Here is a 15767-nt window from a genome sequence, read left to right as displayed (position 1 = left end):
TGGGATGACCTGCGTGCCGCCGGGCGGAGCCGGAATCGCCTGCTACTGCTCGATCCAGGTCTCGGTGAAGAAGACCCTTCCCGCGAACACCTTCACATGCTCCACCCCCCCATCGAGGGTGAGGTTGTCGATGCCGTGTACGTGGGGATGGGCGGCGATCAGCCAGTTGGAGTGGTAGAACCAGAGGTTGTGGACCCCTTCGGCGAACGCCCGGTTCACGTCCTCGGCAAGCTGTCGGCGACGCTCGGGGTCGACGACGGTTAGAGACTCGTCCAGCGCGGCGTCGATAGCGGGGTTGTTTATCCGCCCGAAGTTCAAGGCGATGCCCTGGCCGAACTTGCTGTGCCACCAGATCCGCTCGGGGGCAACCCCATAGCTCGGGTGGTTGCGCCACAAGAACGCGGTGAAGTTTCCGATCACCGCGTTGGTGATCAGCTCGGCCTGGTCCACCTGGGTGATTGACACATTTAATCCGCAGTCTCCCCACATGGCGGCGAGCAGCTCGGTGTTCAACAAGTTGGCTGGGTCGTTGGTGGTGCCGAGTTCCACATCGGACACGCCGAGGCGGGCAATGGTGGCGCGGCCTGCATCGGGGTCGTAGCCCGGGAACCCGGAGTCGGCCAGATAGCCCGGGGTTCCCGGCGAGAACGGTCCGGCAGCCGGTGGCTGTCCGTCCCAGCGCAGCGTGTTGAAGGTTTCTCTGTCGGTGCACTGCGCCAGTGCTCGGCGGAAGTCCACATCGTCGAACGGGGGCCGCGAGTTGTTGAACATAAGATAGGTGGTCTCGGCGTACGCATCCCCCTGCCAGAACGTCTTGAAGTCCTCGTTGTAGTCGTCAACCCTCAAACCGGTGTTGTCGAGACTGGCATCGAGGTCGCCGGAGCGCAGGGCCGCGAACCGGGCATCGCTGTCGGGGATGGGCCGGAACTCCAAGGCGTCCAAATAGGGGAGCTGGCGGCCCTCTGAGTCGGTGCGCCAGTAGTTCGGGTTGCGCACCATCCGGGTCACATCATTGGGGATCCACTCATCCAACATGAACGGTCCAGTGCCGATCGGATTGCGGGCCGCGCCCTCCTGGCCCAAATCGTGCATCGATGGCGCCCCGAAATAGCCCAGATGGCTGCTCAGATACTTGGGAAACGGCGCAAACGGCTTCCCCAGCACGACCGTTACCGATAGATCGTCCACTATCTCTATCGACTGGATCTCCCAGTCGCTCACCGAGATGCCGGTCAGCGTGCCCTTGGCCTGCTCCTCGAAATGGCGCTTGAGGGCGGCTGAGTCCGCTGGCGTGCCGTCGTGGAAGCTGATCCCCGGGCGAAGCGTCAACGTCCACTCGGTGTAGTCGTCGTTGGAGCTGAAGCTCTCCAACAGATTCGGCACCGACTCGCCGTCAACGCCCTCTATAGTCAGCGTGTCGTAAAGAGCACGGAACAAGATGAGCCCCGACACCGCGGCCTGGGCATTCACCGGGTTCAGGCCATTGGTGGTCTCGCCCTCCAGCCCGACCACCAGCGTGCCCCCGTACTGGGGCTCCATAGCAGTCTCAGGGGCTTCGGTGGCCACAGGCTCAGGGGAGCCGGCCCCGTCGGACGCCTCTGGTTCCTGGGCCCCGTCATCTTGGGCCGCCGGTTGGTCGCCGTCCCCGCCGTCTGTGCTGGGGGAAGGTGCATCATCCTCTCCCGAGGGCGCCTCGGCGGCGGCAGTGGCCTCCGCAGCGACGCCACCGGCGTCGTCATCGTCGTTCCCGCCTCCGCAGGCTGATGCCACCAGCGCTACCGCCAAAAGCAGTGCCATCCACCGCCACCACGCCCGCTTCGAATCCCGCCGAATGTCTGCCATGACACAAACCCCCTTTTACCCAGACTCTACACCGAAGTCATATTGACCGGTTACCCGATCGAGCCCAAGGCTCGTTTCGGCACCTGGACTATAAGACAGCGGAAACCAGGGTCCGCTCCGTCGGCATTGTCAAATGCGCGGATGAGAACGCGCCCATCGCCAAGGGACTCAATAATCCCAAGTAGTCGGCGGCGTATGTAGCACCTCGTCGGCCAGAACATGCTCTTCGAACTCCTCCTGCCATTGCTGCTCGGCAAACGCCTAGTCCACGGGAGCTTGCTCGCAGTCCTGCTGCGAGTGGGAAGAGCATGAGGCAAAGAGGATCCCTGCCGCCAACAAGACGGCGGGGAATCCCGCGAAGATGTTCTCCACTATGAAGGAGAGTCGTTCGGCAGGGGGAATGCTTCCCTTCCCCAAACGATCCACGCGAACCAGCTTCCCTAACTGGGACCATCGAGCAACTACTGAGAACACCCGGAAGCGCCCCCGCAGGATTCGAAAGCCATTTGTTGTCCCAGGTCATAAGCCTGGAACACTGGATTCCGCTGGTGTGTCCCACAATCTGTCCCACACGGTCGTCGGGACGCTGGCCCGATCCACTCCCTGGCCGAGGCCATAGGGCCGTCTTCATGCTCGTCGCGTGGCGCATGTCTTGTGCTCAAGCGCCCAACGGTCCGTCGCCGCTCTGGACCACACCTCAGCCTCACGACCCTGGCGGCACGGTCGTGCGATAAAGGAGGGTCGTCTTCGTTCGAGTGTCCGGGGACAGCCTGCTCATCGAATCGTGGACACCGGCCGCCGAGCGTGACGCGCTGCGGATCCTGTTACCTTTAGTGATATTCCCTCCAACCCTTATAAACAAACTCTCCACGATTAGGGGGGAAGCTCACGTCGCCGGTTTTCGCGCCGGTTGGGGCTTTGGGGTGGGCTGTCCCACTGCCCCGGTTTCCGCCTCCTAGCGCGGTGCCGCCGAAGGGCCCGACGGTCGGCGGGATCGCGTGTTTGCGTCGGCGCTTGGGGCCTTCCCGGTTCGAGGGCCGAAGCGTCTATCATGAGGCCATGGGAGCGCGCCGCGATGCTGTGTTGAGAGACCACCGCACGGCCATACGCGCGGCCGCGGCCCGGAACAAGGCCGACTCGATAGCGCTAGTCGGCTCGGTGGCGCGCGGCGACGACACCGACAGCAGCGACTGCGACTTTTTGGTGCGGTTCACACAAGGCGCCTCGCTGTTCGACCAGGCGGGGCTGAAGCTGGACCTGGAGAAGCTGTTGGGCTGCGATGTGGACGTGATCTCGCTGGGCGGGCTCAAAGACAAACACAGCGGCATCCTCGCCGACGCCATCTCGCTGTGAACAGCCGCGACCGCGACCTGTTGGAGCACATCGTTTTGGCAGCGCAGCGCCTCAACAGGATCGCCGGGGCCGGCCGGGACCAATTCTAAGCCAGCTAGGTGGTGAGAGCCGCCGCGGAGCGCCAACTGGAGATCATCGGAGAGGCCGCCGGCAAGCTTTCAGAGGAGTTCGCCCACCAGCACCCGCATCTGCCGCTGGCCAAAGCGCGGGCAATGCGCAACTTCATCGCGCACGACTACGACGACATAGACCGGGACTTGGTGTGGGAAGCCGTCTGCGCAAGCGCTCCAGACCTGGCCCGCGCAGTGGCCGACCTCGCCGACGACACCCAACAGAGCAGAAACCGGCCAGGCATCGAGATGTAGGGGCACTACCACCCCCGCCCGCCGCAGCCGGCCGCTAAGAAAGGCGACGCGGCGGCCTGGACCGGATGGCGTCGAGTCGGCGTACCGTGATGCGGGCGGCGTCCGCGACCGCGGCGCGACCACAGCCCGCCTCGAGCGCTTTCTCGATCAGCTCGGCCCGAAAAACCCAGGCGTCGTCGAGCTGGTCCCGAAGCTGAACAACGGCCTTAGCGTTGGCGTCCAGCGCCCGCAGCTCCGGCCACGCCTCCAGCCGTTTCTCCCGCGCCCGTCGCTCCACCTCGGCGACCGCGGCCTTCAGCTCAGAGTCCGACAGCGACCGCGCAAACTCTGCTCCCACGAACAAAGAGCATAGCTATACGCTGATGAGCAAAGCGGGGCCTGGACCTGTAGGCCCACGCCGGTCGCCGCGTCATCGAGTCCCGCTGGCTACGGCCCCCCGTCTGCGGGCATCTGCTTTAGGCGCACCCTCGCTGCCGACCCCTGCACCACAGGAAATGGGGCTGTGTCGGCCACCTCATTGGGCCGAACCGAGTGGGCCAGCAGGATGCCCCCTGCCAGCGACGCTAGTGGGCCAGAGAGGATCAATAACCTGCCGCTGCTGTTGGTGGCACTGCCTTGCATCAGCGATGCAGCAACTTCCATCCCGGCAAGAAGTGCAATGGCGCTTCCCGATGCTTGACAGGCAATCAGAATCCCCTGTCTCCCACCTGCCTTACCGCCCTTGACCCTTGCCAGGATCGCTGAGAGCAGCACTGCCGACCCCAGAATAAGGATCGGGTAACCAGTAATGAGCTCGGTGCTCAGACCATCTGCCAAGATCTCAAACGGGTGAAGATCCAGTTGAAGCGATGAGCCTTGGATTAAGCCACCCCAAGCAAGGAACAGCGGGCCGACCACGGCCATGGTCGCACCAACTAGCGCCGCAGGCCATTCGATCCCCTGTCCAGGGCTGAAGTCGGATCCCGGCAGAAGCAAGACCGACCCGAACAAAGCGATTACCGCACCAGTCAGGGCGATCCATGCGCCCGTGGCCAGCTCGGGACCATTCTCAGGAATTGTCTTGATGCGCAAAATGAAGATCAACACGGCAACGAATCCACCAAGCGCCCTCCCCAACACAACCCCCGGTCTCGTCGGTCGAAAGAGGAAAGACAGCCCAGAAGCCAGCACAACCAGCCCCACACCGCGGGTTACCGGTCCAGCCCCAGCAAAACTCGGGCGAGTCGACTGGGCTTCCCCCTGTTGGCTGGTCACTTGTTTTATGCGGCTTGGTTTAGTCGTTGCCGGTGGTGGTTCTCCCATTCTGTGGGGGTCTGGTAGTGGAGGGTGGAGTGGATCCGGCGTGTGTTGTATCGGCCGATCCAGGAGAAGACCTCGCGGCGGGCCTGGTCTCGGGTCGCGAACCGGGTCTGTGTGACGAGCTCTCTTTTCAGGGATGAGAAGAACGACTCGGCGACGCTGTTGTCCCAGCAATTTGCCACCCGGCCTGCGGATTGGCGCATGCCGTGGCGGGCCAGCGCCGACGCGAAATCGCCGCTGAGATATTGCGGGCCCCTGTCGGAATGGAAAATCACCCCGCCGGTGCGGCCGCCTCTGGACGCGGCGGCAGTGTCCAGCGCGTCTACCACCAACCGGGCCGCCATGTCGGCGGCCATGGAGTAGCCGACCACCCGTCTGGACCCTAGGTCCAACACGACGGCGAGGTGCAGCCATCCCTGGCCGGTGGGGATGTAGGTGATGTCGCCGGCCCACACCTGGTCGGGCTGGCCGGGCCGGAAGTCGCGGCGCACCAGGTCGGCTGGCGCCGGGCGGGAGCCGCCAGCGACCTTCCAGCGGGGCTTGCGGCGCTTGTGGATGCCGCAGATCCCGTGGAGCCGCATGAGCCGGCAGACGCGCTTGGGATTCACCCGCCGGCCCTGTCGGCGCAGCTCCGCGGTCACCCTCGGCGACCCGTACGCGCCGCCGGAGTCGGCGTGGATGCTGCGTATCGCGGCGACCAGCTCGGCGTCGGCTGAGGCTTTGGCGCTGAGCCCTGAGGCCTGCTGGCCAGACCAGTCGTAGAACGCCTGGCGGCTCACACCGGCGGCCCGGCACGCTTTTGTGGTCGGGAATCCCTCGGCCTTCCGGGCAGCGACCCACCTATAGCGGGTCACTGTCCCGACTCCTGAACCCAGAAGGCCGTCGCTCGTTTGAGCAACTCACGCTCCATCCGCAGCTTCGAGTTCTCCCGGCGCAACCGCACCAGCTCAGAGCGCTCCTCAGTCGTCAACCCCGGTTTCTCCCCGCGGTCGATGCGGGCCTGGCGAACCCAGTTCCCCAGACTCGTCGCCCCGATGCCCAGATCATGGGCCACATGGGCGATCGGCCTTTCCCCGTCCAACACCAACGCCACCGCGTCAGCCTTGAACTCCTTGGTGAAACGCCGCCTAGCCCTGCCCGGCGGCCTCTCCTTTTCCATCAATGACATGATTACCTCCTAATCGAGGTGACCGGCCAAAGGGGGGATGCTCAGACAGACCTGCCTCCACCCAACTCATCAGGGCGGCAACAACCATGATGATGCCGCCGATCTTGACCACCAGAGACTCTTCTGAGCGTGGGGTCGTCAACCTTGTCAGCAGGGCACTTGTCTCTCCTGCGTGTACGCCGTCTGTGCCGGTTCGGATGTCAGCTGGTTCGCTCACGGTCAACCCCTAAGCCGACCGAGCGGGCTGGATTGAACGGATCATCACGACTCCACCGGCTAGGGCCACAATGGGCCCAGACCAGATTGTATTCAAAACAGGATCGATGCCTCCCATAACCCTGGCTGCGATTTCCATCCCAGCCAGCAGGATGATTGCAGGACTTGCCACTTGGATGCAGACCGCCGGCGCCTGCTTCGACACGCCGCCTCGAACGTTGTTGGACATTGCGACCAAGACGGCAAGCAGCGCGAGGGACCCGAGAATGATGATGGGATAGCCGGTCATGATGCCTGTATCCAGACCATCGGTGTGGAGCTTGCCGGATCGACCCAGCACTCTGCGGAAAGGAAACCCATAGTCCCAGGTCAGCAAGACTGGGGCGATCACGACCAATACCGCCCCAGAAAACGCTGGAAGCAGTTGCAGATTCTGACCAGGAGGATCACCGGCTTTCCTTAGATCCCATGCCGCGCCGATCAAAGCAACCGCGGAAGCAACAACCCCGATCCAAGCCCCCACCCCCACATCTGGAAACAGCCAGACAAGCTCAATCTCGCCTGATTGCCGGACGTCGCCGATGGTCTCCGCCCGGACTATGAAAATCAACGCCGCGGTGAATCCTCCCAGCGCCGCTCCCAATGCGGCCACTGTTTGCAGGCGCCCCAACAGAAGCAGCAATCCGACAACAAACACCACCAAACCTGCCCCCGCCGTCGTCGGACCGATGCCCGCGACATTGGGGCGGGCATCTGGATGCGACTCCAGCCAACTCATCAAAGCGGCGGTGACCATGACAGCCCCCCCGACCCTGACCAACAACACACTCCAACCAGGCAGCGATGCCATCACACCCTTCGGCTCCGAATCCAGGGCCTCGGCACCGGACCCTCCAGAACCGGACTGGTTGTCGAGTGCGTAGCTGATGGCCGTCCCCCCTCTGCGCAAGGTGTGCCCGCACCCCTTGATATCACCTGTGAACCTACCCGGGTATTGCACAGTCTCTGCGAAACAGCAAACCGACCTGGTCTTCCTGAAGGTCTTGGGGTTCTCTGGGTTTGGTAGAGGCGTGATGTTGGATTCACGCTGGCGGTGGTTGTTGATGTCGAGCTTCGAACCGGATCGGTGCCATCATGTTGCAGGCGGTGTGGCGGCGTTGCCGGTTGTGCCGGCTCTCGATGTACTCGAAGATCGCGTTCGCGATCTCTATGCGGGTGTGCCGCCGCCCGCCTATGGCCGCTTCAGGCAGATGGCCCATTGGTCCATGAGGTTGCGGCGTTTGGTGTAGGCGTCGCCTCGGGTGTAGGCCTGTTGGGTTGAGTCGCCGAGGGTGTGGGCGAGTGCGGCTTCGGCGACTGCCCAGGGGGTGTCGGTTTGCTCCAGTGCCCAGGTGTGGAAGCTGGCTCTGAATCCGTGGACGGTGGCCCGCTCGGCCAGGCCGGCGTCGCGAAGGATTTTCGTGAGCGTCATGTCGCTGAGGGGGCGGCCCGGCCTGAGGGGGGAGGGGAACACCAAATCGGAGCCGTCGTGGTTGTCTTTGGCGCGGTCGAGCACTTTGAGGGCGGCGTCGCTGAGGGGCACTCGGTGCTCGGTTGCGGCTTTCATCTTGTCGGCGGGGATGCGCCACTCGCGCTCGGCGAAGTCGATCTTTGACCATGAGGCGTTGCGGGCCTCGCCGGAGCGGGCCGCGGTCAACACGGCGAAGCGCAGGCACAGCTTGGCCGACGCAGACGCGCCGGTGCGGTCCACCACGCCGAGCGCGTCGGCCACCTCGCCATAGGGCAGGGAGCGGAAGTGGGCCTTCACGCGCGGCATCGGCGGCCGCGCGCCGTCGATGGCCTCGCCGGCCGCGTTCCCGGTGACATAGCCGTGGGCCCGGCAATAGCTGAGAACAGCCTACCACCCCAAACTGACAGAAACGGTCTCTATACTGGGGAAACAGGTACCAAATGGGACCATCGAGCAATTGCTGAGAAAACCCGGAAGCGCCCACGGCAGGATTCGAACCTGCGGCCTTGGACTTAGGAGGTCCCTGCTCTGTCCTTGCTGAGCTACGTGGGCGGGTGTGCGGACAAACAGCCCACAATCCGTTGAGTATCGAATTCTAGGTGGCTGGAAGGAAAAAGCGGCTGGATTGCCTACACCACAGGCTCCAACACCGCGGTGCCCCGGACGGCGATGATGGCGTCGGGGACATAGGCACCCTGCCTTCTAGACGTAGTCCTCATATTTGTCGAGGTGGCGGATGGGGCGGCTCAGGGCGTCCTTGCGGAAGGGGTCGCCGAGCTCCATGGGGCACATAGCCTCGATGACGGTGGTGCGGCCCCCGTTGATCTGGGCGTCGATGGCCTTGGACAGCGCCGGGCCCACCTCTTCGAGCTCGTTGACCCGCACCCCGTCGGCACCCATGGCCCGGGCCATCTCCGACCAGTCTTCGCCGCCGTCGAGCTCGGCGGCCTCGTTCAGGGTGCGCTCGCCGCCCGGACCCCGGGCCAGGCGCTGCGGCTGCGGGATCTCCACGTCGATGTCGCCGTAGAAGCGGTCGCGGGGGATGTTGAGCTGCGTCGGCCCCATCTCGGAGAGGGCCCGGTCGAAGCACCGGCCGGTCAACTCGGCCATGCGGTGCTCGTTGTTGACGTGGCCCTGGTACTTGGTGAGCTCCTCGAACATCGGAAGCTGGTTGGCCTCTTGGAAACCTCCCAGGCCGATGCCCATTGTCCCGGTCTCGGGGGTGACGATCACCACCGGGCTGTGGGACCAGTACGCGGCGGCAATGGCGGTCACGCAGTTGGAGATGCCCGGCCCGTTTTGGCCGATCACCACCCCGTGGCATCAGCTCACCCGGCTGTAGCCGTCGGCCATTTGGGCCGCGCCCTGCTCGTGCACCACCGGCACCAGCTCGATGCCGGCCGGTTCGAAGATGTCCATGGCATCCATGAAGGCGCTGCCCATGATGCCGAAAATGGTGTCGACGCCGTGGGCGACCATCGGCTCCACGAACGCCTCGCTGGGGGTCATGCGGGTCATTAGTTCATTCTCCGTTGAGTGAGGATCCGGGTGCAAGAGAAAGGCCAGAGTGCATAGGCGGCGGGGTTGGGTTTGAGCGGGCGGGAATACCAGAGGGGACGGCGCAGGCCGCCACAGCGTGCCGTCGTTAGTGATGTCGGCGTCGCCACCGTTCCACGAACCGCCGCTGCCGGAATCAAGGCGCCAGCGGCCCATATGATGCGACGCGGCCACCACGCCGGGGCGGATGCCCATGGAGCCGTCGGGGTTGATGCGCCAGGACAGGTCGATCCAGAACTCGTTCTCCTCCCACACCTCGCCCGGATTGAACTCGTGGGTGCGCGATCCGTTGTCCACCTCGGCGCCGCGAATCTCGGCAAAGCGGCGCAGCACTGGCTGGCGGAAGCCGATCCAGCGTCCAGCGTGGGTCGTCGAGGTCGGCCACCCTGATGGCACGGGTTGGACACACCACCACGCAGCTCGGCTCGAGACCCTGCTCGATGCGGTGGTTGCAGAAATTGCACTTGTTGGCCGTGCTGGTGACCGGGTTGATGTAGATGGCGTCGTAGGGGCAGGCGTTCATACACCCCTTGCAGCCGATGCAGTTGCCATCGTCGAAGTCGACCACCCCGTTGTCTGCCCGAAACAGGGCAATGGTGGGGCAGATGGTTATGCACGGGGCGTCGTCGCAGTGGTTGCACCGCATCACCGAGAAATGGTGGTTGACGTCGGGAAACGTACCGGTCTCGATGTACTTGACCCAGGTTCGGTTGACCCCGAGAGGCACATCGTGCTCGGCTTTGCACGCCACGGTGCAGGCATGGCAGCCAATGCAGCTCTCGCTGTCGAGGAGGAACCCGAGTCGGGTCACTTCACGCCCTCCGTGCTCATCGGAGGATTGCGGGAAAGCCGATGGATGCCGGCGCACAGCAGTTGAACTAGGTGCTCAAAAGCGTCCTCGGGATCGTGAGGCAGGGGGTGGCCGTCGCCCGACTCAAGATGGCTGAACCCGTGGAATGCGCTGCGCAGGGCGCGGGCCGAATGCACCCGGTCTTCCTCGCTGAGGTCGTAGCCCCGCAGGGTTTGGCCCAAAACGGCCAGCACCCACTCCACCGCAGCCTCAAGCTCGGCGTCTCCGGCACACGGGTAGCGATCGGTGGCCGCATAGATGCCGGGATGGTCGCGCACCATCTGCCGCCAGGCGTGGCCCACCGCGGCCACCGAGTCGTCACCCGAAAGGCCGACCGCGGCGTCGGCCAGCCTCTGGGCCAGGATCTCCCGACCCCGCAGGCTGAGGCTGCGGAGCAGGTCGTCGTAGCCGTCGACGTGGCGATACAAGGCCGGCTGGCGCACGCCGAGCTCGTCGGCAACCCGGGTAAGGGTCAACCGGTCGAGCCCCTCGGAGTCGGCAATGCGGGCGGCGGTGGCAATCACCCTCGCGCTGTCCAGTGGCGTGCGCGCCGTTGTAGAGCTGTTCTGACGTCGATTCACGTTCCCCTGCCCTCCTCGTTCGTCCTCGTTCCACGAGGCCGTCCGATTGGCAAGTTAGCACCTATAGCGAATTTGTTAGAGCTAGCTGACATCAGATCTCCCCCTAACGGCCTGACAAGCAGAAATCACGGCCACGGTGGTGATGTCGTCGGCGCTGCAACCCCTGGACGGGTGGTGAATCCCCCAGATCGATCTTCTCGGCTCTCGGCGAGATCGCGGCCTGCGCCTTCACAGCCGGCGAGCAGAAGCTTGCCGGGTCGTCGAGGATCACGGGATTGGCCAGGCGCTCCCGATCCAAGTACCGGGCTGCGTCCCGGGCTCGCTCATCGTCGCCATCGGCCAGCACCACCCGCCTCATGGAGCTGCGCGCCTGTTGGCGCCACGTCTCGGTAATAGGGGCGCGGTCCGGCAATCCAACCGCCTTTCACTTCATGAGGGCTCGGGCCTCGGTGACGATCTTGTCGACGTTGGGCAGCAGTTGCTTCTCCAAGTCGGCGTTGAAGGGCATGTGGCAGTGGGGGGTGGTTACCCGGGCAATGGGGGCTTGAAGGGACCAGAACCCGTGCTGAGCGACAACGGCGGAAATCTCGGATGCCACCGATCCCATCTCGTGCGCGGGGTCAGCGATCAGTAGCCGTCCGGTCTTGTCCACCGACTCCAGGATGGTGTCGGTGTCCATCGGTACGATCGATCTCAGGTCGATCACCTCGACTGAGATCCCTTCGGGGGCGAGCTGTTCGGCGGCAGCAAGGCCGAGGGTGATCGCCCCAGCCACGGTCACCACGGTCACGTCGGTGCCCTCTCGACGCACGGCAGCCTGGCCCAAAGGCACGATCAGATCGTCGTCGGGCACCTCGCCGCTTTGACCCCACAGGCTCCGGTCCTCGAAGGTGATGACCGGGTTGTCATCGCGAATGGCCGCCTTGAGCATCCCCTTGGCATCGCGAGGTGTCGCGGGGGCGATCAGCTTGAGACCGGGAATGGTCATCAGCGTGGCGTAGGGGCGGTCGGAGTGCTGGGCGGCGTTGGAGACTCCGTACATCATCGGGGCCCGGAGTGTGATGGGCAGTCGGGCTTGTCCGCCGTAGGTGTAGGTCGACTTGGAGATGATCGAGACGATCTGGTCGAAGGCCACATACATGAACGGGGCGATCAGCATGTGGATGATCGGCCTCATTCCGACCATGGCCGCGCCGGCTCCGGCGCCGACGAAGCCCGCCTCGGAGATCGGCGTGTTGCGAACCCGCTCGGTGCCGAACTTCTCGACCATTCCGGTGCAGTCGCCCATCATGTTCCAGGCGACGTCCTCGCCCATGATGAAGACGCTCTCGTCGCGCTCCATCTCCTCGGTCATCGCTTCGGTAACCGCTTGGATGTAGGTCACAGTGCGCATGGCGAATTACTCCTGCGATTAGCCCGCACTGGGTGCGGGGTCGGCGAACAAGTGGGTGAAGGCGGCCTCGGGCGGGGGTGCCGGGCTCTGCCGGGCGAACTCGATGGCGGCAACGATCTCCTCGCTGACCGCTGCGTCTAGATCATCGATCTGCTGCTCGTCGAAGCCCCGCTCAATGAGCACCTGGCGGAATAACACCAGCGGGTCGCGCTGGGTGCGCCAATACTCCACCTCCTCAGCCGACCGGTAGTGCTCGGGCAGCCTGCCCACCGCGTGGTTCTCGAACCGGTAGGTCTTGGTCTCCACCAGGCTCGGGCCGCCCCCGCCACGGGCCCGCTCCACTGCTTCGCTGACCGCTTCGTACACGGCCAGCACGTCTTGGCCGTCGACAGTCACTCCGGGCATGTCATAGCCAATGGCCCTCACCGAGATGTCCTCTACGGAGACGGCATCCTTGGCCGACGTGAGCTCGCCGTAGCCGTTGTTCTCGCAGACATACACAACGGGCAGCTGCCAGACGGAGGCGATATTCAACGACTCGTGGAACGTGCCCTGGCTCGACGCCCCATCGCCGAAGAAGCACAGGCTGACCTTGTCTTCCCCCCGCATCTTGTAAGCCAGCGCAGCGCCAGTGGACACCGGGAGCCCGGAGCCGACGATCGAGGTCTCGCCCAGGCTGCCGATGCTGAAGTCCGACAAGTGCATCGACCCGCCCTTGCCCTGGTTGACCCCGGTCTCCTTGCCCATCAGCTCGGCCAGCAGCCGGTCGAGCTGGGCGCCCTTGCCGATCGGATGACCGTGGGAGCGATGGGTGCCCACCATGGAGTCGTCGATGCGCAGCGCCATGCACGACCCGACAATGGACGCCTCCTGGCCGGTGGAGGTGTGGAACGCGCCGTAGAGCTCACCGGCCAACAGGAGCTCCTTGGTGGTGTCCTCGAACCTGCGGATGCGGGACATCCGCCGATACATCTCCCGCAATACGCCGTCATCAACAGTGATCATCAGCTCCCCCTTCTGTCTGGCAACGCCCTCCAGATGGCGCTCGGAACGACAGATGACGAAGGCTAGTCTCGACAACCACATGGCGACCGAGGTGCGGCTCCCCCAGTGGAGCATGGGGATGGACGAGGGCCAAGTGGTCATGTGGCACAAGCAGGTGGGCGATGTGGTGGCCGTCGACGAGCCCCTGGTCGAGATCGAGGCCGAGAAGACCACCGACGACGTGCTCGCCCCTGTGGCCGGGACCATCCTGGAGATCCTCGTCGCCGAAGGAGAGACGGTGCCGGCGCTGACGGTGCTCGCCCTCATCGGCGAACCCGGCGAGGCTGTCGCCAGCCCAGCGCCGGCTTCCAGTCCGCCAAAGGTGCAGATCACCCCGGTGGCCCGCCGAGCCGCCAAAGAACTAGGCGTCGATCTCGCGGCGGTCACCGGCACCGGCCCGGGGGGACGCATCACTGAGTACGACGTGCACAGCCATGCCACCGACACCCCTTCCGATGCGGTAGGAGACCGAGCCTCCAGCCCGACCGCCACCGTGCCGCTGACCGGAATGCGGAAGGCGATCGCATCTCGGATGCACGACAGCATCCAGTCGATGGCCCAGCTCACCTTGACCCGCCAGATGGACGCCACCGAGCTGATCGGCCTTCAGCAGTCCCTGAAGGCCGAGGGAACCGGCGTGGCGGTCACCGATCTGGTGCTCAAGGCGGTTGCTATCGCCCTCAACCGTCACCCCGCCCTCAATGCCACACTCGAGGACGACGTGATCACCCTTCACGCTCAAGTCGACCTGGGCGTGGCGGTGGCGCTCGAAGACGGGCTCATCGTGCCGGTGGTGCGCGACGCCGCCGCCAGGCGACTGCCCGAACTCTCAGCCGAAGTCCGCGATCTGGCCGAGAAGGTGCGCACCAACTCGGCGAAGCCCACTGAGGTCTCCGGGAGCACTTTCACGGTCACCAATCTGGGTGCCTACGGCATTGACGAATTCACTCCGATCATCAATCCGCCCGAGGTGGCGATCCTCGGAGTGGGCCGGGCCACCGAGGTGCCCACCCGCGATGGCAACGATGTGGCCTGGCGCCAGATGATCACCTTCAGCCTCACCATCGACCACCGAGCCGTGGACGGCGTACCGGCGGCATTGTTCCTTCAGACCCTGGCGGAAATAATCGCCGACCCAGCAGCGCTTGACGACTGAATCCCACCGCGCCTTTTAGTTGGGCAAAGGCCCTATTTTGCAGCCTCCAGCCAACCGCCAAATCGATCGAGCACCTGGCTGACCCGACTCAAGATCTCGTCGATCACTTCAGCGTCCGCCACCAGTGGCGGGGAGATCATCAGCATGGCGGCACCCCGTGCATCTGGTCGCACCAGCACACGCGCCTCTCTCACGAACTGGTCGAGTACCTCGTCGTACATCAGCGACGCGAACTCGGCCTCGGTCAGATCGGTGCCGGAGTTCCGATCTCGCATCAGCTCAATTGCATAGAAGTAGCCAATCCCCCGGACATCTTTGATGCATTGATGGACTGCCATTAGGTCGCCCAGCCCTTTGTCTAGGACGCTTTCGTTTCGCAGTACGCCAGCCAGGACATTCTCATCGCGCAGAGCCGTGATGTTTGCCACGGCAACCGCGGTGGACAACGGGTGGCCGCCGAAGGTAGACCCGTGAAGGAACAACGACATGGGGGAATCCCATATGCGTTCCACGTGCGAGTCCCTGGCGATGAGGCCGCCCAAGGGGGCGTAGCCACTAGTGACGCCCTTGGCAAAGGTGATCAAGTCGGGATCTGCACCGACGCGCTCGCTGCCAAACCAATGGCCTACCCGTCCGAACGAGTTGATCACCTCATCGGCACACAGGAGCACGCCGTAGGCGTCGCAGATGCGGCGGAGCTCCCGCCAATAGCCTTCCGGCGGTACCAGCGCGCCACGTCCGTTCTGGACTGGTTCGGCGATCACCATGGCCACGGTCTCGGGGCCCTCAGCCACAATCGCCTCTTCGACTGCTTTCACGCTGGGCAGATCTCGGGCTGCTTGGCCCGGCTCAAGGTGTTCGCCAAAGGTGTTGGGCACGTGGCGCACACAGTCGGTGAGCATCGGCCGAAACGGGTCCCGCAAGTTGGGAAGGCCGGTCAGGGCGAGGGCGCCGAGCGTGGTGCCGTGGTAGGCCAGGTCGCGGGCGATCACCTTGTGGCGCTGGCCGTCGCCGTTGGCCAGGTGGTAGCAGCGGGCGAATTTGAGGGCCGACTCCACCGCTTCAGAGCCCGAATTGACGAAGAACACCCGGTCGAGATCCCCCGGGGCAATGGCCGCGATCATCGATGCCGCCTCAACCGACGAAGGGTGCGCGAAACCCCAGTTGGAGTAGAAGGCCAGCTTGTCCATCTGCTTCGCGGCAGCCGCGGTCAGGTCGCTGCGTCCGTAGCCGAGGTTGATGCAGATCAGGCCGGCGAGGGCGTCGAGATACTCGTTGCCGTCGGTGTCCCACACGTAGCAACCCTCGCCGCGGTCGATTACTACCAGGTCATCCGCCTTCCAGGCCTCGCCCCGTGTGAAGTGAGGTACGAGGTGGCGACGAGCCTGCAGACGGTCATCTGGCATCTGTGACTCCCATGTCGCCCAGGCGAT

At 64.5% G+C, this 15767-nt stretch carries 15 protein-coding genes, 1 tRNA gene and 3 pseudogenes; 3 read left to right on the top strand and 16 right to left on the bottom strand.

The features are described 5' to 3' along the window. Positions 1–42: 42 nt before the first annotated feature. Positions 43–1842, bottom strand: a complete 1800-nt coding sequence (locus ACOOGG_RS12210; RefSeq protein WP_420435397.1) for an ABC transporter substrate-binding protein — start codon at positions 1840–1842, stop codon at positions 43–45. A gap of 1059 nt (positions 1843–2901) precedes the next feature. Between ACOOGG_RS12210 and ACOOGG_RS12205 the strand changes: the two genes are divergently transcribed. Together ACOOGG_RS12205 and ACOOGG_RS12200 are read left to right on the top strand one after the other, a co-directional pair. Further along, entirely contained in the window at positions 2902–3195 is a 294-nt protein-coding gene (locus ACOOGG_RS12205) for a nucleotidyltransferase family protein (RefSeq protein WP_420435395.1), read from the top strand. Positions 3196–3296: 101 nt separating this feature from the next. After that, positions 3297–3560, top strand: coding sequence for a DUF86 domain-containing protein (locus ACOOGG_RS12200; RefSeq protein WP_420435393.1), 264 nt, complete (start codon positions 3297–3299; stop codon positions 3558–3560). A 34-nt stretch (positions 3561–3594) separates the two neighbouring features. On the opposite strand, the gene ACOOGG_RS12195 is transcribed toward ACOOGG_RS12200, so the two are convergent. From ACOOGG_RS12195 to ACOOGG_RS12130, 14 genes and pseudogenes are all read right to left on the bottom strand, one after another. Then, a complete protein-coding gene (locus ACOOGG_RS12195) occupies positions 3595–3897 on the bottom strand; it encodes a hypothetical protein (protein WP_420435391.1) in 303 nt (100 codons plus the stop codon). 89 nt (positions 3898–3986) lie between these two features. Then, on the bottom strand, positions 3987–4646 hold the full coding sequence (locus ACOOGG_RS12190; protein ID WP_420435389.1) for a hypothetical protein: 660 nt from the start codon (positions 4644–4646) through the stop codon (positions 3987–3989). A 173-nt stretch (positions 4647–4819) separates the two neighbouring features. Continuing rightward, positions 4820–5713 (bottom strand): IS3 family transposase, encoded by an 894-nt coding sequence (locus ACOOGG_RS12185; protein ID WP_420435387.1) that lies wholly within the window; start codon positions 5711–5713, stop codon positions 4820–4822. Beyond that, positions 5710–6027 (bottom strand): transposase, encoded by a 318-nt coding sequence (locus ACOOGG_RS12180; protein WP_420435385.1) that lies wholly within the window; start codon positions 6025–6027, stop codon positions 5710–5712. Before ACOOGG_RS12180 ends, ACOOGG_RS12185 begins: the two co-directional genes overlap by 4 nt. A gap of 226 nt (positions 6028–6253) precedes the next feature. Next, complete coding sequence (locus tag ACOOGG_RS12175) at positions 6254–7039, bottom strand: hypothetical protein (RefSeq protein ID WP_420435383.1); 786 nt, start codon at positions 7037–7039, stop codon at positions 6254–6256. Between the two features lie 286 nt (positions 7040–7325). Continuing rightward, a pseudogene (locus ACOOGG_RS12170) lies at positions 7326–7460 on the bottom strand (IS3 family transposase); the annotation flags it as partial. A 14-nt stretch (positions 7461–7474) separates the two neighbouring features. Next, on the bottom strand, positions 7475–8059 hold the full coding sequence (locus tag ACOOGG_RS12165; protein WP_420435381.1) for a tyrosine-type recombinase/integrase: 585 nt from the start codon (positions 8057–8059) through the stop codon (positions 7475–7477). 171 nt (positions 8060–8230) lie between these two features. Next, positions 8231–8305, bottom strand: a tRNA-Arg gene (locus tag ACOOGG_RS12160). A 384-nt stretch (positions 8306–8689) separates the two neighbouring features. Next, positions 8690–9271: pseudogene (locus ACOOGG_RS12155) on the bottom strand (thiamine pyrophosphate-binding protein); the annotation flags it as partial. Between the two features lie 403 nt (positions 9272–9674). After that, a pseudogene (locus tag ACOOGG_RS12150) lies at positions 9675–10121 on the bottom strand (4Fe-4S dicluster domain-containing protein); the annotation flags it as partial. After that, positions 10118–10684: a WHG domain-containing protein gene (locus tag ACOOGG_RS12145; protein WP_420435379.1), complete on the bottom strand. Its 567-nt coding sequence runs from the start codon at positions 10682–10684 to the stop codon at positions 10118–10120. The gene ACOOGG_RS12145 and the pseudogene ACOOGG_RS12150, both read right to left, overlap by 4 nt. Before the next feature lie 160 nt (positions 10685–10844). Further along, positions 10845–11153, bottom strand: coding sequence for a phosphate acyltransferase (locus tag ACOOGG_RS12140; protein ID WP_420435377.1), 309 nt, complete (start codon positions 11151–11153; stop codon positions 10845–10847). A gap of 12 nt (positions 11154–11165) precedes the next feature. Continuing rightward, positions 11166–12134 carry an alpha-ketoacid dehydrogenase subunit beta gene (locus tag ACOOGG_RS12135; RefSeq protein WP_420435375.1) on the bottom strand — a complete coding sequence of 323 codons (969 nt, stop codon included), beginning with the start codon at positions 12132–12134 and terminating at the stop codon, positions 11166–11168. 18 nt (positions 12135–12152) lie between these two features. Further along, a complete protein-coding gene (locus ACOOGG_RS12130; protein WP_420435373.1) occupies positions 12153–13139 on the bottom strand; it encodes a thiamine pyrophosphate-dependent dehydrogenase E1 component subunit alpha in 987 nt (328 codons plus the stop codon). Between the two features lie 52 nt (positions 13140–13191). On the opposite strand from ACOOGG_RS12130, the gene ACOOGG_RS12125 reads away from it, so the two are divergent. Next, positions 13192–14334 carry a dihydrolipoamide acetyltransferase family protein gene (locus tag ACOOGG_RS12125; RefSeq protein ID WP_420435371.1) on the top strand — a complete coding sequence of 381 codons (1143 nt, stop codon included), beginning with the start codon at positions 13192–13194 and terminating at the stop codon, positions 14332–14334. Positions 14335–14366: 32 nt separating this feature from the next. Here ACOOGG_RS12125 and ACOOGG_RS12120 read toward each other — a convergent pair whose 3' ends face one another. Beyond that, positions 14367–15740: an aminotransferase class III-fold pyridoxal phosphate-dependent enzyme gene (locus ACOOGG_RS12120; protein WP_420435369.1), complete on the bottom strand. Its 1374-nt coding sequence runs from the start codon at positions 15738–15740 to the stop codon at positions 14367–14369. Between the last annotated feature and the right edge of the window lie 27 nt (positions 15741–15767).

The sequence above is a fragment of the Candidatus Poriferisocius sp. genome (genome assembly GCF_965214065.1).
In the GTDB taxonomy this organism is placed as follows: Bacteria; Actinomycetota; Acidimicrobiia; order Acidimicrobiales; family Bin134; genus Poriferisocius.
The sequence above is the reverse complement of the archived record's forward strand: the minus strand, read 5'-3'. Positions and strand labels throughout refer to the sequence as shown.